Origin of the sequence: Mesorhizobium sp. M0040, from assembly GCF_040323505.1 — a bacterium.
Classification (GTDB): Bacteria; Pseudomonadota; Alphaproteobacteria; order Rhizobiales; family Rhizobiaceae; genus Mesorhizobium.
In genome coordinates, this window is the sequence record NZ_JAMYVA010000045.1 from 34012 (window position 1) to 46282 (window position 12271).

Here is a 12271-nt window from a genome sequence, read left to right on the forward strand (position 1 = left end):
AAATTGCAACGACGAGCGATGCTAATATTGCGGCGTCGTCACTTAGAGAGTTGAAGCGTTCGTCTGCGCAAGCCTGGTCGAATACGCATTGGCACTAGCCAAGATCGGAAGGGCTAGCGCAGCGCTCGGCGAGATCAAGCTTGAGGGGGCGTGTTAAAACGTTCGAAACGAGGTCGCGATAGCGGAATGCCCGAGAACACTCGTCCCTGATCACTGAGCAGTGCGTGCGCGGGCACCGGCAGCGCCAAGCCGGATCGAAGAAAGTTCGTCCTGACAGCGGACAGAGCGCGCCGTTGCGCTCACGTTATGGGGTCGGCAGCACTTGCACGGTTCGGGGTGAATTCCGCTTCAGCCGGTCGCTGGCGGTTTCGCTGAAGGCCGTGACCGACCGGCCGACGATCATCATGCTCGAAGGGGTTGACCGCTTTGTCCGATCTTCTCCGCCGTGCGCATCGTCATCGCGCCGTCCGTGGTTCCAGAATATGCAATCCGATGGCTGAACTCGTCGGGACTCGATAAATGTGAGCGCGGCATCATACTTTGCCTTCAGGACGACTGTTTCTCTGCAATGACCTCTGTCTACGCTCATCCAGTTCGGTCGGTGTCCATCCGGTCATTCAGACGTCGTTGATAGGCAAAGCCGACAGCCGCGGCGACTGCCAAACCCGCCGCCGCCAGAAGGAGTTTGTCCTCGGTATGCTCATTGCCCGATGCGTCTTGAACAGCTAACGAAGCTTCATCGAAGGGTGCGGATGCTTTTGCGACAGTCTCGCCCTGGTGCGGCCCAACGCCGCTATGGCGGATACCCGCAGCCAGACGTTCTGTCTTCTCTTTAACAGTTTCCTTGGCCACGCCGGTCAACTCGGCAGCTTCGCGTTTTATTTTGCCAGCCGTTTCAAGAGCGAAATCACTGACGCTTTCCGCCAAATCGCTAGATTGCTCCTTCAGGCGCTCCTTGGCGTACGATAGGTGATCAATCTGCTGCTCGCCGGGTGGCCGGGCTGAATTGGTCCGCAATAAGCTGATCAATCCCGCTCCGACGAGTGCGGTTGCGATCGGCGGATGGCGGAGGAAACGCCACCCCAAACCGGCCCCTATCGCCAAAGCAGCGCTCGGATTGGCAGCCGCCTTGGCCTTGAGATCGTCAATAATCGCCTGCGCCACCGATTGCATTGAGGATCTTGCTTTCTCCACCAGCGCATCCTTTGTCTCAAGCGCTTCGTGTTTCAAATCATCGGTAAACTCGGACAGCATGTTTGGCGACCGAAGTGTCGACAAGTCGTCGGCGAGCTTAGCCCGGGCAGCCTCAACTTCGTATTCAAGATGCTCAAGTTGCGGATCCGCCATCATAAATCTCTCTTGCCACCGGGGCGGGCAGGTTTGCTCGACCGAGCGTTGCCCGCCCGCTGCGATTTGGCCGTTATTCCTTCCGAAGGGGTGGCGCTGCCCGGGTGCAGCTTGGCGGCCGGACTGGATGGACCGCTAGATCCACGTGGGCTTGGCGAAGACGGCTGCACGGATTCACTTGATTGCTGTTCTGATAAGGCGCTTCCAAAGGTGCCCGCAACGTCCTTTGCGACCTCCTTGAGGCCGTCCGAATTCAGCCCATGTTCCTCGGCGGCGCTTTTGAGCCGTTCGCCCGCCTTTGCTGTCGAGGACTTCAAGCGTTCCCCAGCTTTTTCAGCAGCATCCGTCAATCGCTCTCCTGCTGGGCCGAGCGTGCGCCTCTCGACATCGCTGGCCGGCAAAGCAGCAGCTATAGCGGCACCAGCTGCGAAGCCGGCCAGAACAAAAGCCAATGGCTGTTCTTCCACCATGCGGCCAATCGTGTCTTGCAACGTTGATTGGGCTTGCTGCACCACGCGCCCTGACTTCTCGGATACGGAGCGACCGGCCTGTTCTGCGTATGACGCGGCGGATGATGCGTACTGACTTGCGGTTTCACTCACCTTCTCCCCAATGCCGGCTAAATTGTCGCGCATGGCCTCTGCTGTCTCGCTAGCCTCTTCCTGCGCTTTGGACGCCCCGCCGCTGGCGGTGCGTACGTGCGGAGCATTTTGGCGCCCGTCGGTTGCACGGGATTGCTCGCGATGCCCGGCACTTGAACTGCGGCTGCGCATTAGCAGCGCGCACCCTGCTGCGACGAGCAGAAGGCCTTCGGGATTGTTCCTAGCGGAGCTGAGAAGCCATTCTTTCGTTCCAAAATCCTGGACCTGTGAATTGCGGCTCATGTTAATTGCTCCTTGGTTGTCGCAATATCCTGCTTTATTTGGCTTATGGAGTGTGTCGGCAGAAGTTCTTTTTGCGCATCAGCGCGGCCCCGATAGTAGGCGAAAGCAGCGGCGAGGGCCGTTGCGGCCGCGACGATCAGACACGACCAGTGCAGGGCCATCCCTAAGCTGGCTATTCCAAGTACGAGGGCTTGCACTAGAAGCAGAGCGGCGACCACTCCCAGCACGCCAGCAGCAGACATCCACACACCTGCTTGGAGCTTCGTTGAGACGTTGGCGGACAGCTCCGCATGCGCCAGGCGCAACTCTTTTTGAAAGAGGTCCGCGACGTCCGCCAACACTGCCGACAGTGCTTGAGGGAGAGGCGAATTCTTCAGTTGTTCCTGTGCCATCAGATCAGTTCGCTCCCTGCCGCCTTCCCTTGTTGGACTCTGGTGCGGGAGGCGCGCTCTTCAGTGTGCGGAACGTCAAAAAGCCCGCTACGGCGGCCAGCCCAAACACCAAACCCGGCTTGCGCCTCGCCAAATCGGACGCTGCAAGAACCAGCTGATCGACGGACCTGTCTCGCAGGTCGTCTGCGTATCCATCAAGCCTATTCGCGAAGGTGCGCACGACCCCAGCGACTATCGGTGCGTTTGCGTCGAGGTCCTCGGCCGCACGCTTGGTCGAACTCGCCAGTTGGCCCATCACCTCGGCGCCGCTGCCGACCTGACGGTCCAACATCTCCTTCACCTGATTGGTCACGGTGGACGCGCCACCAACGGCCGCCCGTTTGGCGGTTTCCGCTGCCCCTTGCGCTATGTCGGACGCTTTGGATAACGTGCCGCTTACGGTCGCTCCTATGTCTTCCGAGGTACCGTCACCAGCTCTTACCGCAGTCGGGGGACGCCGTTCAGAATTCCGGTTGTTCATGGTTTCCTCCATTCGAGGAGCAAACGGAGGTAAGGCCCGTTGGTTCCCAATGAGTGACTATCTGGGGTGTCAAGTTGCGTTTGCGAACTCGTGGCGCGCATCGCGTGCTTTTGCATTGGGAATGATGGGTAGCTTGCGGGCGGGCGCAATGCGAATAGTCATCTTTTCCTTTCCTGTCTGAAGGCGCGGGGGGATCATATCTGGCGACGGTGAGCGCGATGAGGAAGAGGCTGGAGCGCGGACCTTTACGGCCGCCGCGCACCGGTCTTCGACCGCTGCGTCTGCCGCTGTCATTGGCGATCGGCGCCAAGCCCACGAGTTTGGCGATGGCCTTATTGGAAAGGTGTCAATCTCGGACAACTCGGCCATCAGGAGTACGCGGGGCCCTTGACCGAACCGAAGGCCTGATCGAGACAGGCCCACAGCGGATCGTCGTCGAGTAGCGAGGCGATCTCGCCCTTCAAGTCGGCGGCTCTGACGCTTGAGCAGAACAATGAACCTCGTCGAGGCTGGCGAGGTTTCGGCATCGGCGACGATGCTTTTGCGTTGCTTCTGGATGGTGAGATCGCCAGTCACCTGGGCAAGCCGGGCGACCAGCGCCTTGAGCCGTTGCTCACGCTCGGCTGCAGCCGCTTGACGATGGCGTGCAAATTGATCTGCGCGCTACGCGTTGCGCTCGTCCAAACGCGACTGCTGGTCGGCGGCATCGGCCGGTCCGCCCAGTGTGTCGGCGACCGTGGCACCTCGCGCACCCATCGGCTGCTGCGCACCTGTGGTGGTGTCCATCGCTGTCTGATGCTCCATCTCGGAATTCAGCTCCGCACCTACAACCAGGATAATCACAGAAATCCAAGTCCACATCATCAAGCCGATGACTGCCCCAAGAGCTCCATACGTGGCGTTGTAGTTGGCGAAGTTTTCAAGATAATAGGAGAAGCCTATCGAGACTGCGATCCAGACCACAGTGGCAAGGAAGGCGCCCCATGTCGCCCATTGCCCCTTTGCCCTTTCCCGGCTGGGTCCGTAGCGGTAAATCAGCGTGATCCCGACGCCCACCATGATCAGCATCATCGGCCACCGAAAGATCCGCACAAGGGCTTCGGTCCAGCCGCCGAGGTTCAGCAGCACAAGCATGGCCGGCACAATCCCCACCGAGATGATAAAGCCGATACCAATGAGGATGGCGCCAAGTGTGAAGCCCAAGGCCAGGAGATTCAGGTGGATGAAGCCGCGCTTTTCACTCTCCTCGTAGGCGATGTTCATGGCTTCGAATAGCGTCTTTATGCCGTTACTGGCGCTCCACAGTGCGACGGCAAGGCCGAAGATGAAGCCGAAGCTGAGCGCGCCAGCCTTCTGAGCGGCCAAGGACGCAAGCTGAGATCTGATAATATCCAGACCTCCCGAAGGCAGTACGCCGCCAAGGAACGCAATGTGCTCAGCGATGGTCTGAGGGTCGGCGACGAAACCATAGATGGACACGAACGCGGCAAGCGCTGGAAAGAGGGCAAGAAGCAGATAGAATGCAGCCCCCGCCGCGATCAGCATAACACGGTCCTCGGTTATCTCAGCAAAGACCCGCCACAGCACGTCCTTCCAGCCGCGGCTGGGAATCTCTGACGGCCATTCGGCATTGCGTCCGCGGCTCTCCCGTTCGGCCCGCCGCTCAAGTTGCACTTGACCTTCGTAAGCGTCCTCGGTTGGTTTCTTCGACATGGCCGCCGGTCCGGAGCATCTTCTTCGCGGGGCAAACGTATAATAGCGCCAAAGGATGCAGGTGCAGACCTGCGCTTACAAATAAACATCCGCCGCCTGCAGCAACACCTGCGCCATCCCCACTTGGCCCTTCGGCTCCCATGCCCATCGGCTGAGCGTGCATGTTGTCGGGACGACGCAGCCTGATCTAAATCCTCATTGCGCTGGATCACTTTAACGACACCCACGTTACCAGCCATGATCTCACTCGCGCCTGAACATCAGTTCGTCAACGCCGGAAGTATTCGGCTTCATGTCGTTCAGGCCGGGCCTGCCGAGGGTAAGCCGGTCATGCTCCTGCACGGCTTCCCGGACTTCTGGATCGGCTGGAGACGGCAGATCGGTACGCTCGCTTCCGCCGGATATCGGGTCATCGTTCCCGACCAGAGGGGCTACAACACCAGTGACAAGCCAGAGGGCATCCGCGAGTACACCCTCCCCAAGCTCCTCGGCGATGTCGTCGCCCTGGCCGACGCGCTCGGCATCGGAAGGTTTCACCTCGCCGGCCATGACTGGGGCGGCATCGTCGCTTGGGCCGCCGGGGCAAAGTTGCCTCATCGCCTGGACAAGCTCGTCATCCTGAATGCGCCCCATCCCGAGGTGCTGTTTACCCATGCCCTGCGATCTCCGACGCAGTTTCTGCGGAGCAGCTACGCGGTTTTCTTCCAGAGCCCCTTGCTGCCCGAAGCCGTTTTGGGTGCGCGCCGCTCGGCCTTGCTCGCACGAGCACTCAGGACATCCAGCCGGGAAGGCGCCTTCGAAGAAGAGGAGATTGCAGAATATCGGCAGGCTTGGGAGCGGCCGGGGGCGCTGACCAGCATGCTCAACTGGTATCGCGCCTTGCGCTTTCGCCCGAGCCTGAAGGAGCGGATCACGACGCCTACTCTTGTTATGTGGGGGATGCAGGACCAGGCTCTGGAATCCGGGCTGGCCAAGCGCAGTCTCGCCCTTTGCGACGATGGCCGCCTGCAGACTTTCGAGGAGGGGACGCATTGGGTTCAACGCGAAGAGAGCAACGCGGTGAATGCGGCGCTTCTGGCGTTCCTGGAGGGCTGAGGAACTCAAAAATGGATAGAAACTGGGGGCAGCGTCAGATGGAGCCGGAGGAGGCCTGCAGGGCATTCCTGGCTGCTGCAAAAGAGGAGGGGACATTACAACTAGCTAAGTTGGATTGCGGTATAAGGTTCTATTATCTCCGACCAACACCGCGCTTTGCGGAGCCCGCCGCCAGCAAGGAGAGGCGACGGACCCCCGCCACAGCGGCTGCACATCCGAAGAACGACCGCTGCAACCTCTAAACCCGCGAGGGGCCTACATCGTTCCCCTATCCGCGCCTACAGCTGGGTTGGTCAACGGGCTCTTCCCGCCTAAGTTCCCCCTCATGGCACTCCACTGGTTATCCCCTCCGGTCTACGTCAGGGCCAACCGACCTGGGCTCACCTACGGGGTGAGCCACGTCAAGGGAGCCGCCGAGGAACATGAAGTGGCCGAAGAGGGGACCGAAGTGGAAGCTGGCGATCCAGTCCTGCGCCGACGCATTTTAGGGGCGGCTGACCCCGGTGGAGGTCCGTCAGGCCTTCGAGCCTGCTGCCAAAGAGGCCAAGACGTTCCTTCCTGCTGATTAGCCATCGAGAACGATGCAGAGTGCCCCTCTTTGCGAATGCCGACGCCGGCACAGTCCCGGTTATCTTCGGTTCTCGTGCCGACCTGGCTGAACCATCTGACGGCCACCACCAGATTAGTTGCCACCGCCGCGACTTGGGTCCTGGCTGTCCCGGACGAAGCCAGGGCCTTCTCACGTCCAGGCTAATAGCCCGTTTGAGGCGGTTTCGGCTGCCGCGGGAGAAGGCAGTATTTCGGGCTTCAAGTGGGGCGGCTCTTCAGTGTTAGCGAGGCCGGCATGACCTCACATCAGATCTTCAACCATCCGCGCAATTTTCCCCAGACCTGCGGTGGTCCCTCTTGTTCTAAGGAGTCCCTGTTCAGCCGCGGCCGCCTTGAAGGCCTCGAGCGCAGCTTGCTGGCTGCAATGCCCGGCGAGGGACTCCTCGACCATTCGGATCGCGTTGAGCCGCCCCGGCTTTCCCATTCTAGGCCATGGTTGCTGAAGCACCTTCATTGCGTCGGCTATGGACGCGACCACCGTCAGGTTGCGATTGAGGCAGATTGTAATTGGACTGAAGGCCCGCATTCTTGTCGCTCCCCACGATTGAACGCAGCTAAACGCGAAGACAAGGGCAGTGGTTGCATGAATGTGGATTACCGCGAATTCAAAGAACCGCTGGCCGATGCGATTGAGGCTGAGCAGGCTCTCCTTGGGCCCGGCTCTTTGCCTCGCCGGACCATCCTTCTCGTCGAACAACAGGACCCGACCGGCAAAAAGCATCTGTGCACCGTCCGACGCCGCGAACTATTTTTCGAGCTCGTCACGCCGCTTGCCCGACGGCTTCTCAAGCACACCGCGACGAATTCGACGGCTGTGAGGGAGGAGATGAAAAGATTATGGTCGTTTCGTTGGGCCGTCCTTTAGAGCAGGGGCTCCGAGGCGGTTTGTATCGAGCAGATGTCGCATCAGATCTTGACCTGGAGATCGGCTCCGGCAGCGGGATCGGCGCAGCGCGGCAAGGATGCCACGTTCCTTCGGCGGCTCACCGGCGATGGTCTGGCTGACGGCCCCGCGAAGGCGCGAAGCATCGAGGCCTTCTTCTGCCAGTCGGGCGAGCCAACTTTCTTTGGCTGGGAGGGCGGTGCAGTGCTTCGGCTCGGAACTGTTGACACATGCGCCAGACTGGCAGACCGGAAGCGGCGGCGTGCCCTGACGTCATGGAGACTAGCCTCGCTTCCGAAGCCGCAGATTGTGATCTCGTTGACTATGCAGAGCATCCAGCCGTCGTTTTGATCCGTTTCCGTCATCCAGAGCCAGCGACCATCCATGATCCGTCTCAACCGCTTAAAAGCCGGTCTTGCCCCGCCGCGACTGTGTGGAAATCAGCCATGTTTCAAAGTCGGAATGCTGGACGAACTCGCCAAGGAACTGGAGCGACGCAAGCACTGCTTCGTTCGCTACGCCGACGACTGCCCTCTATGTTCGCAGCGAGCGTGCGGGCGCACGGGTGATGGCCAGCGTCGAACACTTCCTCGACAGGCGTCTGAAGCTGAGGGTCAAGATACGGAAGAGCGCGGGTCAGCTTAGGCGAGGAGCGTTTCATAGTCTGGTGGGGCCTAATTCGCCTCGTAGTCCTAGTGGTCACCTATAGGCGCTCACCGGTCCCCTGAAGCGCCGGATAAACGCTCCGCTCACTGACCCCCAGTTCCTTTGGCTATCGCTGTTCTGGTCATGCCCTCGGCATCCAACTTCACGATCTTGTCGCGCTTCCCCATCGCTGCTGGCTTCCGTCCTGGGTACTTGGTCTTGTCGCCTTTGACGGCATCGATCCCGATCCGTTGGCGCTCCAGCATGACGCTACGCTAAAGGCCATCCGCCAGTATCTGGCGCCCTTCTACAAGTGGCGGCAGGCCGAGATCGTGGCGACGGCCGAGCCGCTGATGCCTGGCCCCCAGGCCTTTATGCGCATCATCAGCCGGCGCGATCAGGCCAGACCTTTGATACGCCTGTTCGTGGCCTCCACGCTCATATCGGCGCAGCGGGCGCTCGACATCACTAGAGCTCATTGGCAAGCAGCCCGCCGATATACACTGGCCGTGTCCAGGCGTGGGCGTGGCCTTTCCGCTTGGGTATAGGGTGCGGCCTGCCCGGTCGGCCGTCCCTCGATCGACCCTGAGTTGCTGATCCGCATGCGGATCGTCGGCAGCTCGTCCTCGACTCGATGCGCGAAGTCGTCGACGCCGTGCGCACCGGGAAGACAAGCCTGGAGCTGTAGCGGCCCCGCCTGTCCCGCCCCGGTGTCGTCGCTTCGCTGGCGCTAACGGTGAGACCGCATAGATCTGGTCCAGTATTTTCAGCATCAGAACGTTGAGCTGGCGGGAACTTGCTCGCCAGCCGAGTTGAGTTCAGGCGGTGGTCGGGGGAGATCAGCCAGCCACACGCTGGTGATTCCCAACCTGAGCCGATGTGCCAATCAGCAACCTTCGTCGGTTTTTTTCACCTGGCCCGGCGCGGCGGTGTTGGCTGTCGTGTCCTGCTGACCAGGCGCCGCCTGCTGAGCGCTGCCAGTCTGCTGGCCGGGCGCGCAGTCTCTGGCCGAGTTCGGATTTGTGGTGCCGCTGGTGGTGGTCGTGTCGGTGCCCTGATCGCCGGACATGTTGGTCCCGCTGCTCGTCGTGCCGGTGCCCTGATCCGTCGTGCTGGGCATGGTTGTGGTGGTCGAGGTTCCGCTCGAAGTTCCGCTGGTCGTCTGGGCAAAGGAAAGCCCGGCCGACACCGCCAGCACGGCCGAAGCCAAAAGGATGCGTTTCATCTTCTTTCTCCTGTCTGAATGCGCGGGATGCGCCTGGCAAATTGAACAGGCAGACAGAAGGAGTGTTCCCCGGTGAAGTTCAACTTTTGTAACTCTGGTCGTAGGTCAGCCTTAGGATGGCCGGCGTATATTAGAGGCCTCTTGAAGAAGACACTGCCCGCACCAGAATCCATGGCATGGCTCGGAGAATAGGCATTGGTGACCAGGTGGCGATTACGGCCAGGGTTCTGACGCGGGTAACAGAGGACCGCGTAAGGGTCTCGATCCCAGGTTACGACTTCCCACATTCCATCATCGACCACACCAAGGTGAACCGAGGCCAGCAAATCGACCTGAAAGGCGAGGTCACGCGCATCGACGAGGACACCGTGACTATCGGCCTCGGGCCGCTGGTCACGGTCGACCGTGACAAGGTCCGGCTAATGGAGAAATATCGGCCGCCAAAACGACGTAAGGCACTGTCGTTGCCCCGGATTAGAACCGACAACATCGCGACAGGCTATGAGGGCAGGCCGCATGACGGGCCGGTAGAGGACGAGTCGAAGCACTTGGTCTACTGCCCAGTCTGCGGCCAAACGTTCGACGCGCGCGATCTTGGACAGGTCTTCCACCACGCTGAGCCGCAGCACGAGCCGCTTCCGGTCGAGCAATAGTCCAGCTAGTTGAGTTCCGGCGGCAGACCGTCATTGAGACCCTTCAGCGCGCCACCGACGTACGTTGGATGAGAAAAGGGTGCTGCGTGCACCGCGCCTTCCCCGCGCGCCGATGCTCCACCTGGACCGCAAAAAAGTCCCGCCGCACTGCCAGAACGGCGGGACCGATCAAACGCTTTGCACCAGGCGGGGGGATGCGGGGTGGGCTTGCCAAGTGAGCGCGGACCGTAACCAACCCTAAGCGCAACGGCGGCAACGCGTCCACCAACCGCCGGTTGGAGCGACAGGACGATTGAGCCGCCGGCAGGTCAGGTCATCCCGGGTCGCTATCGCTCGCAACCAGACGGTAGCGGAAATTGTTGCGGATGTGGTCGTTGAAATAGCGGCCCTTGGCGAACGCGGCCCGGAACGCGGCAAAGGTTTCCGGCGGTACCCCCTCAAACTCGTACCGCTTGCCGCTGGCGACGAACCACACCGAGAGGGTCCTTCTATCCAGATCATATTCCATCTTGCGGATCGAAGTAGATGGCATGAGCACCACAGGCCGAGGCCCGCGCCCTTGCGGGGAGCGCGGGCCGATCGGGATACCGATCTGCAGCAATACCTGGAGGGGAGGAATGGCTGCGTGCACCGAACTTGCGCGGCGGTCCCGTGTTCCAACCAGGATACACAAAAAGCTAGCCGCACCTTTCGGCATCATGCGGACGTTGGATTTCTGAGAAAGCGGGAGCGTCAATACCAACTTCTGGCGATGGAATTTTCCCGTGAGATAGGCACGCTCCACGGCGAAAGGAGTGCCCCGCCATGGCCGTCCTCGCCTATAACCTTGCCAATGACATCAAAGGATCGTGGAGGGTCGTCTTCGTGCCGGACGAACTGCATCTGTATGTGGAATTCAGCCAGCCAGACGCCGACACAAACCCGGCTGATTGGATGAGCGTTGATGATTTCCTTGCATGGCGGCCGAAAGGCGCACTCCACGAGCGAGCGCGCGACAGCTTGGTTTCGCTCATTTGCAAGGCGCTGACAGGGCGATGAGACACGGCAAACCCGCACCGAGATCGAGTGCGAGCGCCGCGAGTGGGCCTAGGGCCCCACCCGGCAAACCGCGGCGGGCGAGTGCCTCGGGGACACGATGGTAGATTGCTAATGCGTCCGCGTGTGGCCTTAAGTCGCAAACTATTGGCTTCAGAAGCAGGGCGTAGGGCTTCATTGATGGTGCTACCAACACCATATGGTGATCCATAGCCTCCCAAACGAGAGAAGCTCGCCCCTGACGGGTCGCACTGCGGCCGTCACCCGGCAATTGCTACGAACTAGGAAACCATCATGCCTGAAAATATCAGACCAACTTCGAGAGATGTCCCCCTCATTCAGCTAGGCCTCTATCAATGCCGCTTCCCGGTGAGCGAAGACCCGTCAGTACCCGGCGGTTATCGTTTTTGTGCTGGGCCAACTTCGCCGGATCGCGTCTACTGCGATCACCACCACAACATTGTGACCGCCGTGGACCCTCGTCGAGCCCGTTCGGGTCTCCACCTCGCTCAACGACGCGCTGCGTAAGTCTGGCTGGCGGCGGCCCCCCGGCCAGGCGCTATGCGCTCCAAGGCCTTGGCTACGACCATTCCGTCGGCTCGGTCTGGCGCATCCTCCCTTATGCCGTCTTCGCCGATGTATCCCCCGTCGCCCGATTGAGAACGACGACTTCTCGCCGAGCCCTTCAGCTCGCTAATCGCACAAACGCGTCGGCTCCAAAGGTTTGTCTGTCAGCACATCTTCAATGTGCCCGCGCCTGAAGCCCCAACATCTTCTGCGACCAAACCGCGTACCTGGCACCGCCGATCGGTTGCTGCGGCGGATTTTTGCTGTTCGCAGCTGAACAATGCCTATCAACCTTGTCATCGCACCTAGTCGCACGTAGCGGCCGTTCGAATTCTCATCGCTCGGCGCGATGTTTGGTCCGTCTGCCCAGAAGAGCGGAGCAAGCCATTGACACCCACGAAGTTGCTGATTGGGCAGATCGCTGTCGTATTCGCAATTGTCATTCTTGGCGTGTGGACTGCAACCCAATGGTGCGCCCACATGCTCTCCTATCAGCCGCCACTGGGCGCGCCATGGTTTGTGACAGTCGGCTGGCCGATCTACCAGCCGTGGAAACTGTTCGAATGGTGGTTCCAATTTGACGCCTATGCGCCTGAAGTCTGTAGCAGCTAAGTTAAAATGTCCGGATCTGGCAAAGTAGGAATGTCGCTCCTGCCTTGCCAATCTGCCCGCATTTGAGAGCGCGGGAGATTGCAGATTGGGA

Annotated in this window: 13 protein-coding genes and 2 pseudogenes; 5 read left to right on the plus strand and 10 right to left on the minus strand. The window is 60.4% G+C overall.

All coding sequences use genetic code 11. The features are described 5' to 3' along the window. Positions 1 to 585: 585 nt before the first annotated feature. The 6 genes and pseudogenes from NKJ91_RS26830 to NKJ91_RS26855 form a co-directional block, all read right to left on the minus strand. Positions 586 to 1350, minus strand: a complete 765-nt coding sequence (locus NKJ91_RS26830; RefSeq protein ID WP_352457929.1) for a hypothetical protein — start codon at positions 1348 to 1350, stop codon at positions 586 to 588. After that, on the minus strand, positions 1347 to 2231 hold the full coding sequence (locus NKJ91_RS26835; protein ID WP_352457930.1) for a hypothetical protein: 885 nt from the start codon (positions 2229 to 2231) through the stop codon (positions 1347 to 1349). The genes NKJ91_RS26830 and NKJ91_RS26835 overlap by 4 nt, the downstream gene beginning before the upstream one ends. Continuing rightward, entirely contained in the window at positions 2228 to 2623 is a 396-nt protein-coding gene (locus tag NKJ91_RS26840; protein ID WP_352457931.1) for a phage holin family protein, read from the minus strand. Before NKJ91_RS26840 ends, NKJ91_RS26835 begins: the two co-directional genes overlap by 4 nt. Before the next feature lie 4 nt (positions 2624 to 2627). Then, positions 2628 to 2975 (minus strand): hypothetical protein, encoded by a 348-nt coding sequence (locus tag NKJ91_RS26845; RefSeq protein ID WP_352457932.1) that lies wholly within the window; start codon positions 2973 to 2975, stop codon positions 2628 to 2630. Positions 2976 to 3212: 237 nt separating this feature from the next. Beyond that, a pseudogene (locus tag NKJ91_RS33885) lies at positions 3213 to 3758 on the minus strand (transposase); the annotation flags it as partial. A gap of 48 nt (positions 3759 to 3806) precedes the next feature. After that, positions 3807 to 4856 carry a YihY/virulence factor BrkB family protein gene (locus tag NKJ91_RS26855; RefSeq protein WP_352457934.1) on the minus strand — a complete coding sequence of 350 codons (1050 nt, stop codon included), beginning with the start codon at positions 4854 to 4856 and terminating at the stop codon, positions 3807 to 3809. A gap of 237 nt (positions 4857 to 5093) precedes the next feature. Between NKJ91_RS26855 and NKJ91_RS26860 the strand changes: the two genes are divergently transcribed. Next, complete coding sequence (locus NKJ91_RS26860; RefSeq protein ID WP_352457935.1) at positions 5094 to 5951, plus strand: alpha/beta fold hydrolase; 858 nt, start codon at positions 5094 to 5096, stop codon at positions 5949 to 5951. Between the two features lie 850 nt (positions 5952 to 6801). On the opposite strand, the gene NKJ91_RS26865 is transcribed toward NKJ91_RS26860, so the two are convergent. From NKJ91_RS26865 to NKJ91_RS26875, 3 genes are all read right to left on the minus strand, one after another. Continuing rightward, the gene (locus NKJ91_RS26865; protein ID WP_352457936.1) at positions 6802 to 7281 is read right to left on the minus strand and encodes a DUF982 domain-containing protein; all 480 of its coding nucleotides are present in this window, start codon (positions 7279 to 7281) and stop codon (positions 6802 to 6804) included. A 114-nt stretch (positions 7282 to 7395) separates the two neighbouring features. Continuing rightward, positions 7396 to 7608: a hypothetical protein gene (locus tag NKJ91_RS33890; RefSeq protein ID WP_502895030.1), complete on the minus strand. Its 213-nt coding sequence runs from the start codon at positions 7606 to 7608 to the stop codon at positions 7396 to 7398. Between the two features lie 1366 nt (positions 7609 to 8974). Continuing rightward, entirely contained in the window at positions 8975 to 9313 is a 339-nt protein-coding gene (locus NKJ91_RS26875; RefSeq protein WP_352457937.1) for a hypothetical protein, read from the minus strand. Positions 9314 to 9489: 176 nt separating this feature from the next. On the opposite strand from NKJ91_RS26875, the gene NKJ91_RS26880 reads away from it, so the two are divergent. Next, positions 9490 to 9966, plus strand: coding sequence for a hypothetical protein (locus tag NKJ91_RS26880; RefSeq protein WP_352457938.1), 477 nt, complete (start codon positions 9490 to 9492; stop codon positions 9964 to 9966). A 313-nt stretch (positions 9967 to 10279) separates the two neighbouring features. Here the strand turns inward: NKJ91_RS26880 and NKJ91_RS26885 are convergent, their stop codons facing one another. Continuing rightward, positions 10280 to 10750, minus strand: coding sequence for a KTSC domain-containing protein (locus NKJ91_RS26885; RefSeq protein ID WP_352457939.1), 471 nt, complete (start codon positions 10748 to 10750; stop codon positions 10280 to 10282). Positions 10751 to 10770: 20 nt separating this feature from the next. On the opposite strand from NKJ91_RS26885, the gene NKJ91_RS26890 reads away from it, so the two are divergent. The 3 genes and pseudogenes from NKJ91_RS26890 to NKJ91_RS26900 all read left to right on the plus strand — a co-directional run. Then, positions 10771 to 11004 carry a hypothetical protein gene (locus NKJ91_RS26890; RefSeq protein WP_352457940.1) on the plus strand — a complete coding sequence of 78 codons (234 nt, stop codon included), beginning with the start codon at positions 10771 to 10773 and terminating at the stop codon, positions 11002 to 11004. Between the two features lie 291 nt (positions 11005 to 11295). Next, on the plus strand, positions 11296 to 11529 hold the full coding sequence (locus NKJ91_RS26895; RefSeq protein WP_352457941.1) for a GcrA family cell cycle regulator: 234 nt from the start codon (positions 11296 to 11298) through the stop codon (positions 11527 to 11529). Between the two features lie 426 nt (positions 11530 to 11955). Next, positions 11956 to 12168 (plus strand): annotated as a pseudogene (locus NKJ91_RS26900) (conjugal transfer protein TraG); the annotation flags it as partial. Positions 12169 to 12271 lie beyond the last annotated feature (103 nt).